General features: G+C 47.0%; 23 protein-coding genes and 1 pseudogene. 4 read left to right on the top strand and 20 right to left on the bottom strand.

Features of this window, described 5'->3' with window-relative positions; genetic code table 11:
* Nucleotides 1–77: 77 nt before the first annotated feature.
* From recG to ACQ5DJ_RS25675, 7 genes and pseudogenes are all read right to left on the bottom strand, one after another.
* Nucleotides 78–2,131 (bottom strand): annotated as a pseudogene (gene recG, locus ACQ5DJ_RS25705) (ATP-dependent DNA helicase RecG).
* 1 nt (nt 2,132) lies between these two features.
* Entirely contained in the window at nt 2,133–3,017 is an 885-nt protein-coding gene (gene sdaAA / locus ACQ5DJ_RS25700) for an L-serine ammonia-lyase, iron-sulfur-dependent, subunit alpha (RefSeq protein ID WP_017249446.1), read from the bottom strand.
* A gap of 39 nt (nt 3,018–3,056) precedes the next feature.
* Nucleotides 3,057–3,722, bottom strand: coding sequence for an L-serine ammonia-lyase, iron-sulfur-dependent subunit beta (gene sdaAB / locus ACQ5DJ_RS25695; RefSeq protein ID WP_069849455.1), 666 nt, complete (start codon nt 3,720–3,722; stop codon nt 3,057–3,059).
* Nucleotides 3,723–3,972: 250 nt separating this feature from the next.
* Nucleotides 3,973–4,422, bottom strand: a complete 450-nt coding sequence (locus ACQ5DJ_RS25690) for a hypothetical protein (RefSeq protein ID WP_429844904.1) — start codon at nt 4,420–4,422, stop codon at nt 3,973–3,975.
* A gap of 79 nt (nt 4,423–4,501) precedes the next feature.
* Nucleotides 4,502–5,359, bottom strand: coding sequence for a DegV family protein (locus tag ACQ5DJ_RS25685; protein ID WP_429844903.1), 858 nt, complete (start codon nt 5,357–5,359; stop codon nt 4,502–4,504).
* 47 nt (nt 5,360–5,406) lie between these two features.
* The gene (locus ACQ5DJ_RS25680; RefSeq protein WP_429844902.1) at nt 5,407–7,113 is read right to left on the bottom strand and encodes a DAK2 domain-containing protein; all 1,707 of its coding nucleotides are present in this window, start codon (nt 7,111–7,113) and stop codon (nt 5,407–5,409) included.
* 13 nt (nt 7,114–7,126) lie between these two features.
* Nucleotides 7,127–7,492, bottom strand: a complete 366-nt coding sequence (locus tag ACQ5DJ_RS25675) for an Asp23/Gls24 family envelope stress response protein (protein ID WP_144614271.1) — start codon at nt 7,490–7,492, stop codon at nt 7,127–7,129.
* A 247-nt stretch (nt 7,493–7,739) separates the two neighbouring features.
* On the opposite strand from ACQ5DJ_RS25675, the gene rpmB reads away from it, so the two are divergent.
* The gene (gene rpmB / locus ACQ5DJ_RS25670; RefSeq protein WP_005831020.1) at nt 7,740–7,928 is read left to right on the top strand and encodes a 50S ribosomal protein L28; all 189 of its coding nucleotides are present in this window, start codon (nt 7,740–7,742) and stop codon (nt 7,926–7,928) included.
* A gap of 98 nt (nt 7,929–8,026) precedes the next feature.
* Here the strand turns inward: rpmB and spoVM are convergent, their stop codons facing one another.
* The 6 genes from spoVM to ACQ5DJ_RS25640 all read right to left on the bottom strand — a co-directional run bounded on the left by spoVM (nt 8,027) and on the right by ACQ5DJ_RS25640 (nt 11,557).
* Nucleotides 8,027–8,110, bottom strand: coding sequence for a stage V sporulation protein SpoVM (gene spoVM / locus ACQ5DJ_RS25665; RefSeq protein WP_005831022.1), 84 nt, complete (start codon nt 8,108–8,110; stop codon nt 8,027–8,029).
* Nucleotides 8,111–8,133: 23 nt separating this feature from the next.
* Nucleotides 8,134–8,307: a hypothetical protein gene (locus ACQ5DJ_RS25660; protein WP_007728365.1), complete on the bottom strand. Its 174-nt coding sequence runs from the start codon at nt 8,305–8,307 to the stop codon at nt 8,134–8,136.
* A 189-nt stretch (nt 8,308–8,496) separates the two neighbouring features.
* Entirely contained in the window at nt 8,497–9,057 is a 561-nt protein-coding gene (gene thiT / locus ACQ5DJ_RS25655; RefSeq protein WP_017249451.1) for an energy-coupled thiamine transporter ThiT, read from the bottom strand.
* A 265-nt stretch (nt 9,058–9,322) separates the two neighbouring features.
* Nucleotides 9,323–10,045 carry an amino acid ABC transporter ATP-binding protein gene (locus ACQ5DJ_RS25650; RefSeq protein WP_069849464.1) on the bottom strand — a complete coding sequence of 241 codons (723 nt, stop codon included), beginning with the start codon at nt 10,043–10,045 and terminating at the stop codon, nt 9,323–9,325.
* On the bottom strand, nt 10,038–10,697 hold the full coding sequence (locus ACQ5DJ_RS25645; RefSeq protein WP_144614264.1) for an amino acid ABC transporter permease: 660 nt from the start codon (nt 10,695–10,697) through the stop codon (nt 10,038–10,040). The genes ACQ5DJ_RS25650 and ACQ5DJ_RS25645 overlap by 8 nt, the downstream gene beginning before the upstream one ends.
* A gap of 53 nt (nt 10,698–10,750) precedes the next feature.
* Nucleotides 10,751–11,557, bottom strand: a complete 807-nt coding sequence (locus ACQ5DJ_RS25640; protein ID WP_429844900.1) for a transporter substrate-binding domain-containing protein — start codon at nt 11,555–11,557, stop codon at nt 10,751–10,753.
* Nucleotides 11,558–11,801: 244 nt separating this feature from the next.
* Between ACQ5DJ_RS25640 and ACQ5DJ_RS25635 the strand changes: the two genes are divergently transcribed.
* Nucleotides 11,802–12,935, top strand: coding sequence for a M20 family metallopeptidase (locus ACQ5DJ_RS25635; protein ID WP_429844899.1), 1,134 nt, complete (start codon nt 11,802–11,804; stop codon nt 12,933–12,935).
* Nucleotides 12,936–13,065: 130 nt separating this feature from the next.
* Nucleotides 13,066–13,488 carry an RDD family protein gene (locus ACQ5DJ_RS25630; RefSeq protein WP_429844897.1) on the top strand — a complete coding sequence of 141 codons (423 nt, stop codon included), beginning with the start codon at nt 13,066–13,068 and terminating at the stop codon, nt 13,486–13,488.
* 366 nt (nt 13,489–13,854) lie between these two features.
* On the opposite strand, the gene ACQ5DJ_RS25625 is transcribed toward ACQ5DJ_RS25630, so the two are convergent.
* The gene (locus ACQ5DJ_RS25625) at nt 13,855–14,730 is read right to left on the bottom strand and encodes a LysR family transcriptional regulator (protein WP_429844896.1); all 876 of its coding nucleotides are present in this window, start codon (nt 14,728–14,730) and stop codon (nt 13,855–13,857) included.
* 87 nt (nt 14,731–14,817) lie between these two features.
* Between ACQ5DJ_RS25625 and ACQ5DJ_RS25620 the strand changes: the two genes are divergently transcribed.
* A complete protein-coding gene (locus tag ACQ5DJ_RS25620; protein WP_429844895.1) occupies nt 14,818–15,126 on the top strand; it encodes a cupin domain-containing protein in 309 nt (102 codons plus the stop codon).
* A gap of 484 nt (nt 15,127–15,610) precedes the next feature.
* On the opposite strand, the gene ACQ5DJ_RS25615 is transcribed toward ACQ5DJ_RS25620, so the two are convergent.
* The 6 genes from ACQ5DJ_RS25615 to rlmN form a co-directional block, all read right to left on the bottom strand.
* On the bottom strand, nt 15,611–16,075 hold the full coding sequence (locus ACQ5DJ_RS25615; protein WP_429844894.1) for a protease complex subunit PrcB family protein: 465 nt from the start codon (nt 16,073–16,075) through the stop codon (nt 15,611–15,613).
* A gap of 387 nt (nt 16,076–16,462) precedes the next feature.
* A complete protein-coding gene (rpe, locus tag ACQ5DJ_RS25610) occupies nt 16,463–17,113 on the bottom strand; it encodes a ribulose-phosphate 3-epimerase (RefSeq protein WP_106653322.1) in 651 nt (216 codons plus the stop codon).
* Nucleotides 17,107–17,997: a ribosome small subunit-dependent GTPase A gene (gene rsgA, locus ACQ5DJ_RS25605; protein ID WP_429844893.1), complete on the bottom strand. Its 891-nt coding sequence runs from the start codon at nt 17,995–17,997 to the stop codon at nt 17,107–17,109. The genes rpe and rsgA overlap by 7 nt, the downstream gene beginning before the upstream one ends.
* Before the next feature lie 18 nt (nt 17,998–18,015).
* Entirely contained in the window at nt 18,016–20,001 is a 1,986-nt protein-coding gene (gene pknB, locus ACQ5DJ_RS25600; protein ID WP_429844892.1) for a Stk1 family PASTA domain-containing Ser/Thr kinase, read from the bottom strand.
* A gap of 5 nt (nt 20,002–20,006) precedes the next feature.
* The gene (locus ACQ5DJ_RS25595; RefSeq protein WP_429844891.1) at nt 20,007–20,762 is read right to left on the bottom strand and encodes a Stp1/IreP family PP2C-type Ser/Thr phosphatase; all 756 of its coding nucleotides are present in this window, start codon (nt 20,760–20,762) and stop codon (nt 20,007–20,009) included.
* A gap of 4 nt (nt 20,763–20,766) precedes the next feature.
* Nucleotides 20,767–21,837, bottom strand: a complete 1,071-nt coding sequence (gene rlmN / locus ACQ5DJ_RS25590) for a 23S rRNA (adenine(2503)-C(2))-methyltransferase RlmN (RefSeq protein ID WP_429844890.1) — start codon at nt 21,835–21,837, stop codon at nt 20,767–20,769.
* Between the last annotated feature and the right edge of the window lie 127 nt (nt 21,838–21,964).

The raw sequence follows: 21,964 nt of genomic DNA, 5'->3' as shown, positions 1-21,964 counted from the left end.
GCTTAATTCGCAATGGTGTTTTGATACCTGTCCTACGGACGGGGGTCAGTCCCCTTGAAGTGGGAAGGCTTCCTTTCCTAATCGAAGACGACACCATCTAGCACGCCTTCATTCTTTAAATAGTCACGCAGCCAGTGATACTTTTCGTCGCGCCAGAAAGAATCCTCTGCTACCAGCTTGACAGTCTCCTGTCTCGCTACCTCCAGCGCTTTGTAATCACTTAATAAATCAGCGACTTTAAACTCCGGCAAGCCGCTCTGCTTTGTCCCGAAAAAATCACCCGGTCCGCGCAATTCTAAATCGCGCTGCGACAGCTCAAATCCATCCGTCGTCTCGCACATGACACGCATCCGCTCTTTTCCAATCTCGGATTTCGGATCGGCGATCAGCACACAATACGACTGTTCAGAACCACGTCCTACCCGCCCGCGCAATTGGTGAAGCTGAGCAAGACCAAACCGCTCCGCATCATAAATGACCATATAGGTAGCATTCGGCACATTTACACCAACCTCTACGACCGTTGTACTGACCAGGACAGCATGCTCTGCCGCAAGAAAGGCTTGCATGACTGCATCCTTTTCCTTCGCTGGCAGTCGCCCATGCATCAGGCCTACACCGAATTCAGGGAAAATGTGGGTGAGCTGAGCATGTACATCAATCGCGTTTTGCACATCGAGCTTTTCCGACTCCTCAATGAGTGGACAAATCACGTACGCTTGTCGTCCTTTGCGCAGCTCATCCCTCATTTGCTCCAGCACATCCGGAAACTGATCATGCTTTTTCCATGTCGTCTCAATCGGTTTGCGCCCCGCAGGCATTTGATCAATCGTCGAGACGTCCATGTCGCCAAATGCCGTAATTGCCAGTGTTCTCGGAATTGGTGTTGCAGTCATAAACAAGACATCAGGTGACAAGCCTTTATTCCGTAAAATTCGCCGTTGCTCTACACCGAATCGGTGCTGCTCGTCCGTAATCACGAGACCAAGACGGGAGAAAAAGACATCCTCTTGAATGAGCGCATGGGTACCAACCACAACATCGATTAACCCCATTTGCAAAGAGCCGATGACTTCGCGCCTACGTTTCGCCGTCAGCGAGCCCGATAAGAGCGCTACCTGAATGCCGTAATCGGACAAGAGCTTCGTCAACGACTGCACATGCTGCTCAGCGAGAATCTCCGTGGGTACCATCAGCGCTCCCTGATAACCTGCTTTCACCGCAGCAATCAGCGCGATGGCAGCTACGACGGTTTTCCCCGAGCCTACGTCCCCTTGCAGCAGCCGATTCATCGAGTGAGGTGCCCGCATGTCGTCCAATATTTCTTTTACTACTCGTTTCTGTGCATCTGTCAGTGGGAACGGTAACCCTTTGACAAATTCCCGTACCTCTTCCATCGGAATCGCCAAAGCAACGCCTTCCGTTTGCTGCCGATTAATCTTGCGCAGTGTTTGCATTTTCAACTGGAATAAGAAAAGCTCCTCGAACATAATTCGTCGCCGCGCTTGTCGACCATCTTCCGCATTTTCCGGAAATGAATCGAATGAAAGGCATGCATCCGCGGCATCAGTCGGTAGCGCTCCACGATATCCGCAGGAAGGATCTCAGGAATCTCCTTGCCGTACTGACGCAACGCCAGTTGAATGGTTTTGCGTAGCAGTGTATGCGTCACATCGCCGCCAAGTGGATAGACAGGGGCAAGTTCGCCTCGTTTTGTCGCACGTTCGGAGTCTACTTCTGTCATTTCGCTCACAGTGATCTGGAGCTTGTGCTTGTCCCATTTTCCTGTGACGAGTATTTCCTTGCCGGGCGACAGCCTGCTTTTGACAAACGTCTGATTGAACCAGACAGCCGTCACCACGACACGATCCATGACAACCTTGACCGACAGTCGTGATTTTCTTTTTCCATAAAAACGAACAGAGGGTTCGCCGTACACCGTACCTGCCAGCGTGACCCTCTCTCCGTCTTTTACTTCTGTCAAATCGCGCACACGGTAATCTTCATAACGAGACGGGAAATACTCCAGCAAATCACCAATGCTGTTGATTCCCAGTCCTGCAAATGCCTTCGCCCGCTCTTCCCCTACCCCGTGCAAAAGGGAGACAGGCGATTGATATCCACCAGCCATCTTACTTCTCCATCCGTACGCCGAACACTTTGGCTTCGATCATGCGGCCCGTTTGCGTGGCAGCAAGACCACCCTGTGCGGTTTCCTTCAGGGTTGTCGGCATGGCGCAACCGATTCGGTACATGGCATCGATGACTTCATCTGTCGGGATTACGCTCTTGATGCCTGCCATTGCCATATCTGCGGCTACCGTCGCAATCGCTGCTCCCATCGCATTTCGTTTGACACATGGTACTTCAACCAGTCCGGCTACGGGGTCACAGACCAGACCGAGCATATTTTTCAACGCGATCGCCACTGCTTGGGCAGATTCCTCAGGCGTACCGCCAGCCATTTCTACAATCGCTGCAGCAGCCATAGCCGTTGCAGAGCCCACCTCTGCCTGGCAACCACCTGCAGCACCTGAAATGAATGCGTTATTGGCAATGCAATACCCGATAGCACCTGCTGTGAACAAATAATTGACCATATCCTCACGAGTCGGCTGCAGCTTGTCGGATACGGCAAACAACGTCCCTGGTACAATGCCGCATGCTCCTGCTGTCGGAGTTGCGACAATCGTACCCATTGCAGCATTTACTTCGTTAACCGCCACAGACATCGAGACCGCATTCAAAAGTGTGGGGCCAGACAAAAATGTCTTGGTCTCCATATATGTTTGCAGCTTCTTCGCATCGCCGCCTGTCAACCCGCTATGCGAGCGAATATCTTCAGTAAGCCCGCGACGCACTGCTTTTTCCATCACATCGAGGTTGGCATACATATCTTGCATAATGGCATCCCGACTGCGCTGGGAAACTTCCATTTCTGCTTCAATCATCACCTGGGAGATTTTCTTCCCCTGGGATTCGGCCAACTCTACTAGTTCAGCCACATTACGAAACATCTGGTTGTTCACTCCTCTAATCCTGCTCGTCCTTTTTGCTTAGTTCAATGCGAGCAGGGATACGTCAAAGATATGGGGAATTTGACGAATTTCCTCCAGGACTTCCGGGGAGATCGTCGAATCCGTTTCGATTGCCATCAAAGCACGCGAACCGCGTGTGTGTCGAGACACTTCCATGAGCCCCACATTAATATTGTGCTGGGTCAGCACCTTTGCCACAGCCGCAATCATCCCAAAGCGATCCTCATGCAAGACCAAGAGCGTCGGTGTATCGAAGCCCAACTGAAAGGAAAACCCGTTCAATTCCAACACTTCGATCTTCCCGCCACCAATGGAAACACCAACGAGTTCTATCTGACGCTCATCATCAGACAGCTTGATCCGCGCTGTGTTCGGGTGCTCTGTCAAAACCTCAGAAGTGGACAACTCCACTTCCATGCCAGCTTTTTCTGCAATCACCAGCGAATTTTTCAGACGTAAATCCGACGTGTCAAAGTCAAGAATTCCTGCAACAGTCGCCACATCAGAACCATGTCCTTGATACGTTTTTGCAAATGAGCCGTAAAACACAATTTCTGCTCGCAAAGGCATTCTGCCAAACAGCTTGCGAGCCACACGACCGATACGGGCTGCACCAGCCGTATGGGAGCTAGATGGCCCAACCATGATTGGACCGATAATATCAAATACGCTTTTGTACTTCAACCGGTTCTCCTCCTGAATCACAAGGGGTTCAACAAGATTCCCTCTCATTGTATCCTACAGCCTTTGAAAGCGCTACAGAGGAAACTGTACGTAAAGCAATCATAACTGATTTATGCTGACAACATGCGGTCAAATCAGGTTATATGAAAAAACTCCCTCTAAAAAGAAGCGGAGCTTCAAGTTTAGTCAAGCCGGTATCTTCTGGGTCCCACAACCAGCATGTAAGCGTGCAAACTTCATAAATCTCATTTTATTTTTTTGGAAGTGAAATTAGGAATACCTTTACGCGATCTAGTTCTCGATCTATTGGAAGTCCATCATAATTCGAAGAATGAATAAACTCGTTAATGATTGGTTCAAGCTCATCAAGGATTTCAATCTTCCCGCTAAAGGGGAGTCTTTCGTGAATCTGAGATATAAGATTCAATTTTAGTCGCGAAGCCTGCCAATCGATCCAAACATATAACAGCATTCCATGATCACTATTTGATTTTAAAATTTGCTGTTGTCTATTCTCTATTACTTTATGGATAAAGTTCATGAAATCAGCAACTGTGAACTGACTAGCTAACTGCTTACTTAAAGAAATAGACCACATATTAGCAGAAATTTCTTTATTCAAATCATCTTTATGACTGCCAATAAATAGAGAGTCATACACAATATCCTCCAACTCGATAAGGAAATCATCCTTATTCACGAGAACCTCCCCCTTGTTTTTCACGTATAAAAAAGAAGCCCCCTACCTTAGGGAAGCTCCTCTCCGAACGATATATATCTTACCTATCTTTTACCATGACGATCCCGAGTAGACCTGGACCTGTATGCGTACCGATCACCGGACCAATCTGTTCCAACCAAGAATCCGTTACCGAAAACTCTTGCTTGAGTCGCTCCAAGAGCTCAGCCGCTTGATCTGGAACACTGCTGTGCAGCACGGCGATTTTCACAGGCTCGCCTTTCGCGTACTCTTGCAAAGCTTCAAATACGCGATTCAGAGCTTTCTTCGTCCCGCGTACCTTGTCAAAAGCAGACACGTACCCAGCAGGATCCAGTGTCAAAATCGGCTTGATATTCAAGAGCGAACCGATGACAGCAGATGCTTTGCCAATCCGACCGCCTTTTTGCAGGAACTCCAGTGTATCCACAATAAAGTATACCTGTACCTCATCCAAATAACGATCAATCTGATCCAGAATTTGCTCTTTGTTCTTGCCTGCTTGTGCGGCTTTGGCAGCCTCCACGCAGATCATTCCATGAACAAACGAAGCTTTGCGGGAATCGATCACCGTAATGTCGATATTTTCATCCAACATCGACTTGGCGATCATCGCTGATTGATACGTACCCGATAAGGAACCCGATAAGAGTATGGCAATGATTTGCACGTCCTTGCCATAGTTCTCATAGATCGCTTTGTACGCTTCGGCAAATTCAAGCGGAGACGGCTGTGAGGTCGTCGGCATCACGCTCGATTGCTTCAGCTTATCGAAAAACTCCGAAGACGAGATAGTGACTGCGTCCACATACGTTTCGGCCCCAAACATGATTTTCAACGGGACGGCCACGATCCCCAATGACTGTCTCACAGACGCATCGATATCAGACGCGCTGTCGGTAAGAATCACAATTGGCATTCTCGATCGCTCCTCTCCCTATTCGTTCGTGTTCAAAAACTTGTCTTTTACTCGACAGAAAAAATGAATGGATACAACGGTTGACCGCCTGCCTGGATCTCTACTTCCGCATCCGGGTACGCATCAGACAAAGCTTTTTCTAAAACATGAGCTTGATCTTCTGTCGCATCTTCTCCTAAGAATATCGTAATGATTTCGGAGTCTTCATCCACCATTCCCAAGAGTAGCGTCGTTGCGCATGCTAGCAAGTCGGGGCCTGCTGTGACGATTTCTTTCTCAGCCATGCCGATAAAATCGCCTTCTTTGATTTGTACCTCACCCATTTGCGTGTCTCGAACCGCGTGCGTCACCATACCCGTTTTCACCTGGGCAATCGCCTTGATCATCGCTTGCACGTTCGTTTCCGGTTCAACATCTGTACGGAAGCTGATCAGTGCTGCTAATCCCTGCGGAATGCTCTTCGTCGGTATGACAGATACAGGAACTTCAGCGAGCTCGGATGCCTGCTGTGCTGCCATGATGATATTGCTGTTGTTTGGCAGAATGATGATGTGCTGGGCATTCAGTCCTGCGATGGCCTTCATGAAGTCCTCTGTGCTCGGGTTCATTGTTTGGCCGCCCTCTACTACCACATGTACACCCATGCTGCGCAAAATTGTAGCGATTCCCTCACCAGCAGCTACCGCGATCAATCCGTATGGAAGCAGCTCAGTAGCAGGTTGAGCAACTGTTTCTGGCTTCGCCTGTCCTTTGTTCTCTTCCGCTTTTAGAATGTTCGCATGCTGCTCGCGCATGTTCTCTATCTTCAATCGATGCAGGCTACCGAATTGCTGAGCGTATTGCAGTACGCTTCCCGGATGCTCTGCATGAATATGTACCTTGACGACCTCATCATCAGAGACGACCAGTAGTGAATCGCCCATCGTATCCAGATGGTTACGGAACAGCGCTTCTGAGAATGGCTTTTTGTTCGACTCGGTGCTATGCGCGACATGAACCATAAACTCCGTACAGTACCCGTACGTGATGTCTTCTGTTTTCATGTGGATTTGTGCATTATGCTGATCAGAAATGAGCTTGTCCAGCTCTTCCTGACCGATTGTAGGTACCGAACGCTCACGATCGGCGGATAGCTCTTCCCCACGCAACGCTCGCAAAAACCCTTCATAAATAAACAAGAGACCTTGTCCACCTGAGTCGACTACGCCCACTTCTTTTAGAACAGGCAGCATTTCCGGCGTACGCAACAGCGTAGCTTGCGCCTGTTCGTATGTTATTTCCATGACAGAGATAATGTCATCTGACGTGCGCGCTGCACGCACAGCCATCTCCGCCGCTTCACGGGCAACAGTCAAAATCGTGCCTTCTACCGGCTTCATCACTGCCTGATACGCAGAGTCAACACCAGCTTTCAAGGCATCGGCAAACTGACGGGCGTTAACCTCATCTTTTCCATTGACTGATTTGCTGAAGCCGCGGAATAGCTGGGACAGAATCACGCCGGAGTTACCGCGCGCGCCCATTAACAGACCTTTTGCCAAAGCAGCTGCCGATTCAGTGATTCGGGGGGATTCTTTTCGAGTCAGCTCCTCCACACCGGAAGAGAAAGTCAAATTCATGTTTGTCCCCGTATCGCCATCCGGCACAGGAAAGACGTTTAATCCATCCACTACTCTGACGTTGTCGGATAAAAGGTTCGCCCCCAGGTAAACCATCCGGCTAAACAGCACGCCATCTAGACGCGTATGTACCAACTGATGTTCCTCCTTACATATCCCTGTCTGTACGAACTCCCTGCACAAAAATATTAACAGCAGTCACATCAATGCCTACTGTTTGCTCCAAGGTATATCGAACACGGCGTTGAACGTTGCCTGCCACCTCGGAAATTTTCACGCCATAGCTGACGATAATGTGCATGTCCAATACTACTTCGCCATTTGTGTTATGAACGACGACACCTTTGCTCAGGTTGTCTCTTCCTAACAGTTCAGCGATACCATCTTTCACCGCTTTGCGAGAAGCCATGCCCACAAGTCCAAAAACTTCCATGGCCGCGCCTCCAGCGATCCGTGCGATCACGTCTTCTGTAACATCGATCTTTCCTAGCGATGTATTCATTTCCACTGTCATGCAAGGACTCCTCCTCTGTTAAACAGCTTGACCGTCATAGGTAAGCGTAACCATGCTTCCTTACAATTCTACACTAACACAAAAGAGAAATGAAGCGTTTTGTCGATCCTATCAACCCTACGAGAAAGACTCGGTAAATCATGTTGTCAAGTATTGCAATTGACAGCAATGGTGTGCTAATATAGTCGAGTATTTGTATTTCCCACAAAGGAAATCCCGTTAGATGTAACAAGGGAGGTGGATCTTAATGGCACGTCGTTGCTTTGTAACAGGTAAATCTGCTAAAGCTGGAAACGCTCGCTCCCACTCCATGCGCGCAACTCGCCGCACCTGGGGTGTCAACGTACAAAAAGTGCGCATTCTCGTAAATGGAAAACCGAAGCGCGTTTATGTAAGTACTCGAGCACTGAAATCCGGTCTCGTAACTCGCGTATAGTTGAAATCAACTATGCGAAAAAAAGCACCCTCGAGGTGCTTTTTTGCATTTCTCCCGTTTCTCCACTCTTCTCCCAAAGGAGGCTCGGGGCCGAAGCTTCACTTTTTCTTGTTGAACGCCTCGATGATGCCCCGAATCATGCCACCCAGGAACTTCGGCAACTTGATGGTGTAAAACCGCATGCTACCCCTCCTCACCGAAATTACTACACACGATACAAATACACGCCGGCCCCTATGAGTGCTAATGCCAATAGGCTATACCAAACCCACGGAGGTGCCCAATACAAGAAAATGGTGATTCCCCCGACAGCCAACGCAACCCCGAGAACACGTCGCAAGGCGCCCCCCTGTCGCAGGCGATAGGAGCGCAATCCCATTTCGTGCCGCACCTCCTTTAGGTGTTCTCAAAAACGTGCATATTACATCATATTCTGCTGTCGGATAAACATGTATCCTGCCACCTGAAAAAAGTATATGTCTAAGAAGTAAAAAATCAGGCAACGGAACTCGCTGCCTGATTACATTATGTGGATAGTTTGTACTTGATACCGATTTTTTCCTGCTTCTCACGCGACTCGATCGCGTGCGGGGAACAGCAGCTGCGATGCGCTGCTAAGCACAACTGTCAAAACGACTCCCGCGATAATCATTTCTGGCAGCAGATACGTGATGTTATAAATGAGGGAATATTGCCAGACTGGTACACCTTCTGGCGCGTAGCTGCCAAACCAAATAATACCCGATAGAAAATGGCAGACAAATCGTCCAATCACGCCGATGAACAAGCCGCTCCACAGTACCATGATTCGTTGCTTCGTTCCTTCGTAGCCAGACAGGCGAACAAACCCAGCGAGGCCCAGCGCTCCAAAAGCAAGCGGATAGTCTAGCAACAGTTGAACTGGATGGACAACTGTACTACCCAAGAGCAATTGAAGAAATCCGACAACAAGCCCTGTAATGACACCAGCGGCGAGTCCACGGCGAACAGCGATCAATGCGATCGGTACCATCACGAGGGACACAGAGCCGCCCTGTGGCATTTCGAAAACCTTGATCTGACTAAATACGATTGCAAGAGCCGCCATCATCGCCATTTCCAACAAAATGACCAACCGTTGACGATCCAAAATAGTCACTCCTCAAAATAGAATAAATAAATAAATTTTTAGACTTCAAACAGATGTTCAAAAAGTCGCCCTATCAGCACCAAGAAAGTGGCGAGAACCTGAAGTAAACGCCTTTTTCGATGCCAAAGGAGCCCAAATGGACTACTCCGTGATTAAAAGTCGATTTTTCGAACTACCTCTCCTAAGCTGTTTCTGATTCTAGCCCAACTATATGCTCGTGTCAAAGAAAAAAGCCGCAGCCTCATCGGCACTGCGGCTAGTTGTATTACCGAACCTTCTCCAAAAACTGCTGGGCACGTTCACTTCTTGGTTTTTGGAAAAACTCTTCTGGTGGCGTATCCTCCAACAGACGACCATCATCGAGGAACAAAATACGATCTGACACCTCTTCAGCAAAGCGCATTTCATGCGTGACGATTGCCATGGTCATTCCGCTATCAGCCAGCCCTTTCATAACCTCCAAAACCTCCTTGACCATCTCTGGGTCGAGGGCAGAGGTCGGCTCGTCAAACAGCATGATTTGTGGCTCCATCACAAGCGAACGGGCAATGGCTACACGCTGCTTCTGACCGCCTGACAAGCGTGATGGAAAGACATCCGCTTTGTCTGCCAGCCCTACACGCGCCAATAGCTCTCTCGCCTTTTTTTCCGCTTCAGCCGCAGACATGCCTTTTACTTTCATCGGAGCATAGGTCAAGTTTTTCAATACCGTCATATGCGGAAACAGGTGAAAATGCTGGAAAACCATCCCGATTTGCTGACGAATGCCCATCACGTCAGCTTTTGGAGCCGTGATTTCTTGTCCGTTGATCGTAATTGTACCCGTCGTTGGTGTCTCCATCAGGTTGATGCAACGCAATAGCGTTGACTTCCCCGATCCAGATGGACCGATGATGGCGACAACCTCCCCTTTACCGATGTTCGTCGTGATGCCCTTCAACACATTTAGTTGTCCAAAAGACTTCGTAATGTTATCGATCTTAATCACTGAGTCTCATCCTCCGTTCCAAAACGCGCGCTACCCAAGTCAGGATCATAACCATGACATAGTACAGGGTACCAGCAATCATGTATGGCTCAAAATAGCGGAAGATGGTGCCTTTGACCACATTCGCGTTCTGCATGATGTCTGCAAGACCAATCGTGGAAACGAGTGCAGATTCCTTCAAGAGAGCAATTGTTTCATTGACGAGTGCAGGTAAGATATTTTTAACAGCCTGCGGCAAAATAATATCTAGCATCATCCGGTGATATGGTACACCAAGCGCTTTAGCCGCTTCCCACTGCCCTTTATCCACCGCTAATATTCCACCGCGAATCGTCTCAGAAATGTATGCACCTGAGTTTAATGTAAACGTCAGTACTGCTGCTTCCAGTTGCGAAATGTTGTAGCCAGTAAGCTGTGGCGTTGCAAAATAAACAAAGGTAAGCTGCAATATCAAAGGTGTCCCGCGGAAAATAGAAGTATAAGCAACCGCGAGCCAGTTTAGCAATTTCACATTCGAAATTTTAATGAGTGCGAGGATGGAGCCCCAGAAAAATCCCAATACAACCGAAATCAAAGTAACAAGTAGCGTGCCCTTTATCCCTTCCAATATGAAAGGAATATAGGGCACGATTTGTTCAAAATCCAAATTCATGCCCATTCTCCCCTCTTGCTGCTTATACAATTATTCTTCGTTGCCTGGAGAGATTATTGGCCGAACCATTTTTGAATCAGCTTGTCCATTTCTCCGTTTTCTTGCATCTTTTTAATGACTTCATTAAATTTCTCTACGTGCGGCGAGCCTTTTGGGAACGCAACAGCAGAACCGTTCTGTTCATTCTCTTCCAATGTGGTGAATTGTAGAGAGTCATTGTTTTCCACGAAGCCTTTCGCTACCGTGTCCTCGATGATGGCAGCATCTACACGGCCCGCTTTTACTTCTTCGACAATCTCAGGCAGCTTGTTCAGCGAAGTGATCTGCAAGCCAGAAACCGTCTTTGCAATCTCCTTTGCTGCCCCTTCCTGAATAGAACCGAGCTGTACCGCTACTTTCTTGCCAGCCAATTGCTCAGGCTTGGTCAGATTGCTGTCTTTCTTTGCTACGATCGTATTTTTCGCATCGTAATAGATGGTGGAGAAATCAGCGTTCTTCTCGCGCTCAGGCGTTGCTGTCATTCCAGCCATAACGAAGTCCGCGCGATTCGTTTGCAGTGCCGGAATAAGCCCGTCAAAGTTCATGTCATTGATTTGCAGTTCGTAGCCGAGCTCTTTTGCAATGTATTTCGCGATATCAATGTCAAAGCCGACAATCTCATCTTTTCCGCTGCTCAGATCGTGATACTCATAAGGCTTATAGTCAGCAGAAGTAGCCATGACCAATGTTTTCTTGTCGCCAGCAGAAGGCGCAGGTGCTTGTCCTGTTGCGGTTTGATTGCCTGTACCGCATCCAGCGATCACAATTACTGCAAGCATTGAAGTAAGTGCCAGAGAAATAAATGATTTTGTTTTCTTCATGATGAACCCCCGTTGTTTTGATTTTTTACGCATAAAGCAGTCTATTCGCAGCATTAATTTGCATGAAAACTTATATTTATGCATCACAATGATTATTTTACTCATAATCTAAACAATTTCAATCATTTTTTACCTACATTTTAAACGCAGAATATACAGAATTTTATGCACAAATCTTTATTTTAGTGGCAGAAAAGCAAACAAGGCTTTATAGTGCTAGTAAAAGGAATTATAGGAGGCTGACATGGAGAAAAACTGGACGTCCTATTTTCAGCAGCAGCTCCCAGAAATTATCGAGGAACTGCGTACATATGTAGAGATGGAAACACCTACCCATAACAAGCAAGCTGTCGATCGATTAGGCAGCCTGATTGCAGAACGCTTTCGCCAATTGGGGTGTCGGGTGGAGAGCTTGCCACAAGAGCAATACGGAAATCAGCTGCGAATGGAGTTTGGAGATGGTGACGAACAAATCCTCATTCTCGGTCACTTCGATACCGTAAAAGAAATTGGTACATTAGCCGTTGAGCCTTGTCGCGAGGAAAATGGCCGACTCTATGGGCCTGGTACATACGACATGAAAGCCGGGATTGTTTTTAGCTATTTCGCCCTGCGGGCCATGATGGAACACAATCTTTCTCCCAAAAATAAGCTCGTCTTTTTTTGGAACACCGACGAAGAGATTGGCAGTGTTTCCTCCGAAATGCTCATTAGAGAAGAAGCAAAAAGAAGTAAATATGCATTGGTACTGGAGCCTGCCGCTGGAGATGGCTCTTTGAAAACAAGCCGCAAAGGCGGAGGAGACTTCCTTTTAAAAGTAACAGGCCGTGCTGCACATGCAGGCAATGATCACGCTAAGGGGATCAATGCGATTGCTGAGCTGGCTCACCACGTCCTCGATATTCAATCGTTTACGGATTATGAGGCGGGCACCACTTTGTCTGTTGGTACCATTACAGGCGGAAGCGCATCGAACGTCGTACCTGACTTTGCCATGACAGAAATTGATGTACGTATCCAAAGCCGCGAAGAAAGCGAGCGTATTACCCGATTGATGAGTCAGCTGACCCCTGTCCATCCGGAAGCCAAGCTGTGCGTAGAAGGCGGAATCACCAAGCCACCTATGGAACGAACTGCCGGTACCGAGCACCTGTTCTTGCATGCGCAGGAACAAGCGCGTCTGGAAGGCTTTGAATTGACGGAGCAAGGTGTCGGTGGAACAAGTGATGGAAACTTCGCCGCTGATGCAGGAACACCAACGCTTGACGGTTTGGGACCTGTTGGTGATGGGGCCCACGCTTCCCACGAGCATATCGTCATTGACGCCATTCCTGGCAGGATTGCCGTAATGCTTCGGATGTTTTTAACCTTGTCATAATAAATTTACAGGTGTATAATTTTATGGAAAATTAAGGCTCCGTCTCGTTAAAGACGGAGCCTTATCTGCACTATTTTCGAATGGGCAGTCATATATATATTCCTATTCGAATAACAAGGAGAGGGAAAACATGGAATCAATCACCACATCGCCAAGCGATCCAGTAGGATTTTGGCGCCGGCTCGGTGCCGGTCTGCTAGATGCACTCATTATCGGACTACCGCTTCTACTGATCACCTATATCATTACAGGCAATACAGAAGACAATATTGTTACCAATATCATCTCCTCGCTGTACAGCCTCCTCGTTCCTGTATTTTGGCATGGCTATACGGTGGGCAAAAGAATTGTCGGTATTCGCATCGCCCGAATCGATGGAGAGCCTGTCGGAATCGGAACTATGCTGTTACGCAACTTGGTCGGAGGGATCGTGTACTTCATTACACTCGGTATTGGTATAATCGTCAGCGCCATCATGATCGCTGTTCGTCAAGATAAACGCTCGATCCATGACTTGATCGCCGGTACGTATGTAACATCGAATCATCCATAAATCACCATTCATCATGCATAGGGGTACCTCCACATGCCCATCAAGCTAAGAACCTTCTTTTCGGAAACAAGTGATGAACTCTCTTTATTATGAGTAGTCGATTTGTTTCCGAATAAATAAACATACCATATAAGCCTAACTACGAGGCTATTTTTTAAAACACCAGCTATGCAACCTTCATTGTAGCCGTGGTGTACTCGTAGACAACACCCAAGCCATATCAAAGACTGTTTTTCTCTAACAACAGACGAAACAGTATCTTCGATATGGCTTGGGTGTTTATTTGTATGGCTTGATGCAAGATGGGTATGTGGCGGTACCCCTTAGAGCGGATAATAACAAAACCGAGGACTTTTTTGTGTTGGTTTAGCAGGATGAAAATATGTTAGCTACCAATTTTTCTGTAGCAGGGCTGAGGACTTTATTCTTTTTGCGGATTAATCCAACAGGTAAAGCGGATGAAATATCATGGATGTCACGAATAGCGTATTGATGTGAATTGGCAACAAAATTGCTAGGTAGCATAGCAATGCCAAACCCTTGTCGTACAAGATTTAAAACCATCTCCATGTTTGCTGCATCGTAATTAGAGTGTAAATGAAAGCCATGATGAAGAAAAACATGCTCTATTTTTCGCCGATAATCACACAATTGTCCAGTTAAAATGAAATTTTCATCTTCCAAATCACACATGTAAATTTTTTCTTGTGTAGATAATGGATGGTCGATTGGCAGTATCAAACAAAGATTTTCTTCATATAGCGGATAAAATTCAAGATTTAATTCTGGTGATGGAGGCGGACATAAGGCAATATCAAGTTCGTTAGCGATAATCCGTTGACTAAATTGTTGGGTTACGCCACTTTCGATGGAAAGACAAATTTGTGGATGTTCTTTCATAAACGTTGTTAGTACGGAAATCAAATTTGTTTTGCCAATGGAATCAATTGCTCCTATCCGAATAAGTCCTTTCTGACCGATTGAAAATTCTTTTGCGGTTTCAATGATTACATCCACTTGATTTAATAAAATATCTGCCTGTTCTTTCACAAGTCTTCCGGCTTCGGTTAGCACCATTTGTTTTCCTTTACGCTCAAACAGTTCGATGCCGAGTTTTTCTTCTAATTGATTGATGTGTAGCGTGATGGTAGATTGTGCGTATTGCAGCAGATTTGCCGCTTTTATCTGACTACCACATTGGACAACAGCTTGAAATGTCTGTAACAAACGAATTTCCATCATTCATTTCTCCTGAAGAATAGTTCATTTTTGTTCATATTGAACAACATATCATCGTAAGTTACGATTTGTATAGAAGGAGATGATGACATGAAAGATTTCTTTTCCGTTGATATCACAAGCAGTGAGTGGAAATTTGTTTTGGATGGTATAGAACAAATTCCATTACGAGATGAGAATGGTGAACTGCGTTATGTCGTACGATTTGCACCGGGGGCAAAATTCCCTCAACATACGCATAAGGATACTGAGGAATTATTCGTATTAGATGGAGCTCTTATCAGCAATGATGTTGAGTATGGAGCAGGTTCTTATCTCTGTTATGGACCTAATACAAAACATGAACCATGGTCTGAAAAGGGTTGTTTGGTTCTTGTAATGGAACGTAATGCTGGATAGTGTTTTTTTGTGTAGGAAATTATTCATTTTTATTATTTTCATGCAAACATTGCCACATAGAATGGATAACCTTCATTCTAAGAGGAAACCGCTCGAAAAGGAGCGGTTTTTTTATGTTGTGTGCCCAGCAATCTAAGGAAAACTAGCGCGTTTTGAATCGTATCTTGTTTTTCAACCTCAAGTCTTAACACTAAAACAGTGTTTCACTTAATGAATTCAGTTTCTTTTTCAGGCGTGCGCATAGTAGCTACTACATTCCATCCTCTTTCAGCAAAGTGTTTTGCTGTAGCTCTTCCAATTCAGATGAAGCACCAGTGATAAAAATCGTTTTCATTAAAAATTACTCCAAGTCAGGTTTTATTATTTCACTCAGACATACAGGCAACAAAGAAGTTTACCATTGCGAAGTGTTGAGAGCATGTCCCGACTAAAAAAGACCGGATATAATCATCCGGCCTTTTTTCACTTCTATACATCAAGCGATTTATTGGAACAGCACCTTATCTGTTTTTGCATCTATAAACACCATTGTTGTGTATGACGGTAGACTTGCACGCACAATGATATAAGGTGTGTGCACCGCTGGCAATGTAATATCTTCTGGAGCAGGATTTGTCAGATCTACATAAACCGTGAGCATTTCCCATCCTTGCTGAGTTCCAACAACCTTCAAACTATAGCCAGAGGTAGGCATTTCACCACGGGAGACTACAAACAGGTCGCCTTGGCGATGTACACCCTTCTTCGATTTTACTTTTCCTACGAATGCTCGTTCAGCCGCTGACAATCTACCTTCTTTTTCGATAGACAATTTTTTCGTTTGCACGTCTACTTGAGAAGCCGCGATCGACTCCGAATGTTTTTGTTCAGCATGCACGGCAGCTTGTGAAAATGGCAGGATCGAGAGAATGGTGAGAACCGCTACACTGTTTTTCCATAACGATTTCATACTTGATCAACTCCTGATTTTTTTAGGGGGCAACAACATTACTTGATACTGGCCAGTATCTCTCAGACAAGAAGTATTTTCCATTATCTGGATAATTTCATTTAATCATTATATTTATTAAAAAGCAATATTTTCCAAAATGTTTTATTTTTGTTAATTAACCTTTACCACATATCACCAAAAATCCTTATTATAGCGGGAGTAATACGATTTTATTCTATTTGTAGTATGAACTATAATTATACTTTTATATTTATTATTAATTGATTTATCACATAATTAGTTACAATATTCAGATGATTACAAACGAACTATACACAGAGGAAAGCACAAAAAAGCTGACGCCGATTGCATATCGTCGTCAGCTTACATTGCAAAGCATTATTCTTACTGTCCACGAATCGCAGCGATCGCTTGACCACGATCTGCCTGATTGAATACCGCGCTGCCTGCAACGAGGACAGTCGCTCCTGCTTCCTCGCACAAACGCGCTGTTTGTGCATTGACACCGCCATCGATTTCGATTTCCACATGCCCCAAGCCACGCTCGTTCAGCATTTGACGCAACTGGGCAACCTTTGGCACAACGCTGTGAATGAATTTTTGTCCACCAAAACCAGGGTTCACTGTCATGAGGAGAACCATATCCAAATCAGCAAGGACTGGCTCGATCGTGGAAATCGGTGTAGCCGGGTTCAATACCACTCCTGCTTTTACACCTTGCTCCTTGATCAAGTGCAGCGTGCGATGCAGATGACGGCATGCTTCCTGATGAACAGTAATCCAATCTGCTCCACTTTTCGCGAATTGCGGAATGTAGCGATCTGGTTCCTCAATCATCAAGTGTACATCGAGAGGCAGCTTGGTCACTGGACGAATCGCCTCCACAATCAGAGGGCCGATCGTAATGTTTGGAACGAAGTGTCCATCCATCACATCCACGTGAATCCAGTCTGCTCCTCCCTTCTCGACATCGAGAATTTCTTCACCCAGACGAGCAAAATCAGCAGATAGGATAGAAGGTGCGATTTTTACCATGGTTTGTTCCTCCGTTGGTATTCTTTTAGCTCTTCGCGGAATTGTTTGTAGTGTTCGTAGCGCTGTTTACTGATCTCACCAGCCTCCAGTGCGGCCTGCACGGCACAAGCTGGCTCGCTTACGTGAAGACAGCCACGGAACTTGCATTCCGAGCTGCGATCAGCAAAGTCCAGGAAGGATTCCGCCAAATCAAGCTCGGAGAAATCGATAAATTCCAGTGAACTGAAGCCCGGTGTGTCTGCCACATAGCCGCCGCCTGCAAGCGGAATCAGCTCGACGTGACGCGTTGTATGCTTTCCGCGTCCAAGCTTTTGGCTGACATCTCCTGTCTGCAAGCTGACACCAGGAAACAGCATGTTGATCAGGGAGGATTTTCCTACACCTGACTGACCTGCAAAAACCGAAATACGGTCCCGCAAAATCTCACGTACGTCCTCCACACCGCGCCCATCCGCAGTTGAGGTCGGAATCACGCGGTACCCGATCGCTTCATACTTCTCCACGATTTCGGTTACCTCTTCTTCCGACACTTGGTCGGCTTTGGATAGCACAATCACGGAATCAATCCCTGCACGCTCCGTGTGCGTCAGGAACTTGTCCAACAGCAACGGACTGAACATCGGCTTGTACATCGAGAAGACGAGTACTGCCTGATCTACATTGGAAACGGGCGGACGAACCAACTCATTCGTCCGTTCCCCCACCTCCATGATATAGCCTTCTTCCTCATTGATTGCATCGTAGACGACCCAATCCCCAACCAGTGGATTTACTTTTGCATCTTTTTTCTTGAAGAGCCCTCGTGCACGGCAACTGTAGATTCGCCCTTCGTCGGCTACATAATAGAAACCGCTGAGCGCTTTCACAATCCGTCCTTCTGGCATTCATGTCCCTCCACTACACTATGGCAAGCTGTTATACGAAACTGGAATCGTCTGGTATTCATTGAAGCCTTGATCAGTCGATCGTTTCACAAAGACTTTAACTACCGAGTCCTTCTGTGGCGCCAAGACGATTGGTACATCGTACTCTTTATTTTCGGTGATCGTATCCGTGTGCAGAACCTTTGCCTGTCCACGAGCATCTGTCACTTCAATTTTCACTTCCAGTGTTTCACCAGGTACAACCTCTACATAAACCGGAACGTTTGCAAGCTTAGCATCCTGCGGATATTGGCCATTGCTGACCTCAAGCGGAACCGCTACATCCTTTTGCACATCCATTCCCGGATCGTAAGGGTGAGTGCTGAGAACAATACCTGGTTTGTCGGTCGTATAAGTAGGCACTTCGGTGATTTTCCCAACAGCCAGTCCTTTCTTATACAATTCTACTTGTGCAGCTTCTACCGATAAATTCCGTACATCCGGCATTTTCACGAAGGCTTTTCCTTTACTGATCGTGACCGTCACATTCGTTTTGGTCGGAAACACCTTTTCATTTGCCGCTGGCGACTGCTTGATAACCGTACCTACCTCGGCCTTGTCGTCCTCTTCCTCTACGAAAGTGACATTCTCCAGTTTGAAGCCATTGCTTTTCAATGCTTCCTCTGCTGTTGCTCGCGGCAACGTAACCAGGTTTGGCATGTTGATCTCTTGTTGTCCTTTACTTACATACAAGGTCACAACGGAATTTTCCTTTAACCGCATGGGCGGTGCAGGGTCTTGGCGTATCACCATTCCCTTTTCTATCGTATCATTGGCTTCTTCAACGATACGGGCAGCAAGTTTGGCATCCTGAATCTTCTTCTCAGCGAGCGTCACTTCTATTCCTTCCACATGAGGTACCTGTGCCTCTGGAACGGACGGGAACAGATTCAACAGTAAGTTAAATCCGAAGAATGCCAGTACGAAAAACAGTCCGATACCGCCTACCCACAACAGAGCTTTGACCCACCATTTTTTCTTGGCTGGTTTGGCATCCTCTTCTTCTGCACGCTGCTCATAGCGGCTACGCCCCGCTCCTCCGGTTTTTCCATTGGTATGGCCATCGAGCATGTCAGGTGTGATGATCGGCACCACACGCGTCATCTCTTCATCCACCGGGAACGTCAGCTTTTCTTCGTTTAATCGCTCTGGAAACAGGCACGTCTCCAAATCTTCTAGCATTTCACTCGCGGATGCGTATCTGAGAAACGGATCCTTTACCAGCGCCTTCAAAATGACATTTTCCACACTCTGTGGGATAGCCGGATTGACTTGGCGCGGCTCTGGAAGCGGCTCCTGCAAATGCTTGAGCGCCACTGATATAGGCGAATCACCGGAAAACGGCAGTTCACCCGTCACCATCTCATACAAGACGATCCCCAGTGAGTAAATATCGGATTTTTCCCCGGTAATCCCACCACGCGCCTGCTCTGGCGAAAAATAATGGACAGAGCCAAGCATCGCATTCGTATGCGTGATCGTTGCTGAAGTAACGGCTCGTGCAATCCCGAAGTCCGTAACCTTCACCCGACCATTTTTTCCAATCATAATGTTATGCGGCTTGATATCTCGATGAATGATCTGGTTTTGATGCGCATGATCGAGTGCATCGCAAATTTGCTCGGCGATCCGCACTGCCTCTTCTACCGGCAGCGCACCACGTTGAATGATGACTTCTTTCAACGTATAGCCTTCTATGTACTCCATCACCATGTAATGGGTATCGCCTTCCTGACCGACATCATACACCCCAACCACATTGGGGTGAGATAAGCTCGCCACCGCCTGCGCTTCACGTCGGAAACGATTGACGAAATCTTCGTCCGTACCAAATTGTGAACGCAGCACTTTGACTGCCACTGGACGATTCAATATTAAATCTTTGGCCTTGTATACAATGGCCATACCGCCCCCACCGACGCGGGACTCTATTTGGTATCGTCCTCCCAGTCGTTGACCTTCCATCTCTCTCACCCCTCTTCCTGACCGGCATCAAGCGTATTTCGTACGGCAACCAGCGTTATGTTATCTTCCCCACCGGCATCCAGTGCTTCCTGCACCAAACCGTCCACCTTCGCTTGTAACGATATCTGTTTCTGCATATTTTCTTCTATGGAAGGATGACTGACCTTGTTGCTCAGTCCATCTGAGCAAATCAAGACGATATCACCCTCTGACCATTCAAACTGCCCAAGATCAATGAGCACATCTGGTTCAGTCCCAAGCGAACGCATAATGACGTTGCGATGAGGGTGGACAGACGCCTCCTCGGCTGTAATCTGTCCACTTTTCAGCAGCTCATTTACAAGGGAATGGTCTTCTGTTTTCATGACCAGTCCGTCTTGGGTGTAAAAATACAGACGGCTGTCGCCAATATGCGCAGTAATCACGGAGGATTGGTCGAACAAGGCAGCAACCACGGTTGTGCCCATGCCACTGCACTCCGGATGTTCAAGCGCATATTCATAGACTTCTTTATTCGCAATCAGGACGGCGTTCATCAATTGCTCACGCACATCCTCTGCTTCGAGGTCCCCTTCTAGGTGACGCAGTTCTTTTACTATTCGCTCAACAGCAAGGCGACTGGCGATATCACCAGCCTGATGGCCACCCATACCATCTGCTACAATGGCGAGCACGCGTCCGTTTAAATCGGTCACACAGGCATAATAGTCCTCGTTAACCTGACGAACGCGGCCAACATGGGATTTCATCGCGATTTCCATGGCATCACCCCACGGTTTCTTTAGCGTGTTGTGCCCTCAATTGTCCGCAAGCAGCAGCAATGTCACTGCCTTGCTCGCGTCTGATGGTCACATTAATTCCTTTGTCCTCTAAAATGCGTTTGAACTGAAAAATCTCATCGCGTGGCGTGCGCACATAATCACGCTCTGGTACGTAGTTCACTGGGATCAAATTCACGTGGCAAAGCATGTCGCCAATGAGTTCAGCCAGTTCCTCTGCATGCTCGGGCTGATCGTTTTTCCCGCCGAACAGACCGTACTCAAAACTGATGCGGCGCCCTGTCTTGTTAATGTAATGGTGGCATGCTTCCATCAGCTTAGCAAGCGGGAAGCCGCGGTTGATCGGCATCAGCTGGCTTCTCAGCTCCGTGTTTGGAGCGTGCAGGGAAATCGCCAGGTTCACTTGTCCGCCTTGTTCGGCAAACTCGTAAATCTTCGGCACAATTCCACTGGTGGAAACCGTAATGTGACGAGCACCGATATTCAATCCACGGTTATCGTTGATGACGGACAAGAACGCCATCAAGCTCTCGAAGTTCTCGAAAGGTTCCCCGATCCCCATGACGACAACGTGACTGACACGCTCACCTTCCGCATCCAATCTGCGTTGTGCCGTCAATACTTGAGAGACGATTTCACCTGCATCCAGGTTACGCTTTAGTCCACCTAAAGTAGATGCACAAAACGTACATCCGATACGGCAGCCCACCTGTGTCGTAACACAAATGCTGTTTCCGTAGTTATGACGCATAATCACCGTCTCAATTGCATGTCCATCGACAAGCTGGAACAAAAACTTGATCGTCCCATCCTGCGACTCCTGATGCGTGATTTCCTTGAGTGGACCGATGCGGAATGTATCATCCAGCTTTTCGCGCAGCTCCTTGGACAAATTGCTCATCTCTTCAAAAGAAGTGACGCGCTTTACATATAGCCAGTCAAAAATTTGTTGCGCACGAAATGCTTTGTCGCCGGCACTAACCAGCCATTCCTTCATTTCATCTTGTGTCAAACTGTAAATAAGCGGCTTTGCGCCAGTAAATGTCATTAACGGCATTCTATCTCCACATCCTCAAAATCATTGCTTGCCTAAATCCATTCTATCATTGTACCTCGTGGGGCGTCTCGCTTCAAACGGTTTTGACATCCAGATTTATAAATGCGTCACTTTTCCTAGTGTAAAC

The organism is Brevibacillus sp. FIR094, from assembly GCF_050477165.1.
Classification (GTDB): domain Bacteria; phylum Bacillota; class Bacilli; order Brevibacillales; family Brevibacillaceae; genus Brevibacillus.
Note: the sequence above shows the minus strand (reverse complement) of the source record. Positions and strands in the feature narration are given on the sequence as shown.

Bases quoted from the DNA above. Each gene is read 5' to 3' on its own strand.
- sdaAA (WP_017249446.1), bottom strand. From the start codon at position 3,017: ATGTTTCGTAATGTGGCTGAACTAGTAGAGTTGGCCGAATCCCAGGGG.
- ACQ5DJ_RS25685 (WP_429844903.1), bottom strand. From the start codon at position 5,359: ATGCCAATTGTGATTCTTACCGACAGCGCGTCTGATATCGATGCGTCT.
- ACQ5DJ_RS25675 (WP_144614271.1), bottom strand. From the start codon at position 7,492: ATGACAGTGGAAATGAATACATCGCTAGGAAAGATCGATGTTACAGAA.
- rpmB (WP_005831020.1), top strand. From the start codon at position 7,740: ATGGCACGTCGTTGCTTTGTAACAGGTAAATCTGCTAAAGCTGGAAAC.
- spoVM (WP_005831022.1), bottom strand. From the start codon at position 8,110: ATGCGGTTTTACACCATCAAGTTGCCGAAGTTCCTGGGTGGCATGATT.
- ACQ5DJ_RS25660 (WP_007728365.1), bottom strand. From the start codon at position 8,307: ATGGGATTGCGCTCCTATCGCCTGCGACAGGGGGGCGCCTTGCGACGT.
- ACQ5DJ_RS25645 (WP_144614264.1), bottom strand. From the start codon at position 10,697: ATGAATTTGGATTTTGAACAAATCGTGCCCTATATTCCTTTCATATTG.
- ACQ5DJ_RS25640 (WP_429844900.1), bottom strand. From the start codon at position 11,557: ATGAAGAAAACAAAATCATTTATTTCTCTGGCACTTACTTCAATGCTT.
- ACQ5DJ_RS25635 (WP_429844899.1), top strand. From the start codon at position 11,802: ATGGAGAAAAACTGGACGTCCTATTTTCAGCAGCAGCTCCCAGAAATT.
- ACQ5DJ_RS25630 (WP_429844897.1), top strand. From the start codon at position 13,066: ATGGAATCAATCACCACATCGCCAAGCGATCCAGTAGGATTTTGGCGC.
- ACQ5DJ_RS25625 (WP_429844896.1), bottom strand. From the start codon at position 14,730: ATGATGGAAATTCGTTTGTTACAGACATTTCAAGCTGTTGTCCAATGT.
- ACQ5DJ_RS25620 (WP_429844895.1), top strand. From the start codon at position 14,818: ATGAAAGATTTCTTTTCCGTTGATATCACAAGCAGTGAGTGGAAATTT.
- ACQ5DJ_RS25615 (WP_429844894.1), bottom strand. From the start codon at position 16,075: ATGAAATCGTTATGGAAAAACAGTGTAGCGGTTCTCACCATTCTCTCG.
- rpe (WP_106653322.1), bottom strand. From the start codon at position 17,113: ATGGTAAAAATCGCACCTTCTATCCTATCTGCTGATTTTGCTCGTCTG.
- rsgA (WP_429844893.1), bottom strand. From the start codon at position 17,997: ATGCCAGAAGGACGGATTGTGAAAGCGCTCAGCGGTTTCTATTATGTA.
- pknB (WP_429844892.1), bottom strand. From the start codon at position 20,001: ATGGAAGGTCAACGACTGGGAGGACGATACCAAATAGAGTCCCGCGTC.
- ACQ5DJ_RS25595 (WP_429844891.1), bottom strand. From the start codon at position 20,762: ATGGAAATCGCGATGAAATCCCATGTTGGCCGCGTTCGTCAGGTTAAC.
- rlmN (WP_429844890.1), bottom strand. From the start codon at position 21,837: ATGCCGTTAATGACATTTACTGGCGCAAAGCCGCTTATTTACAGTTTG.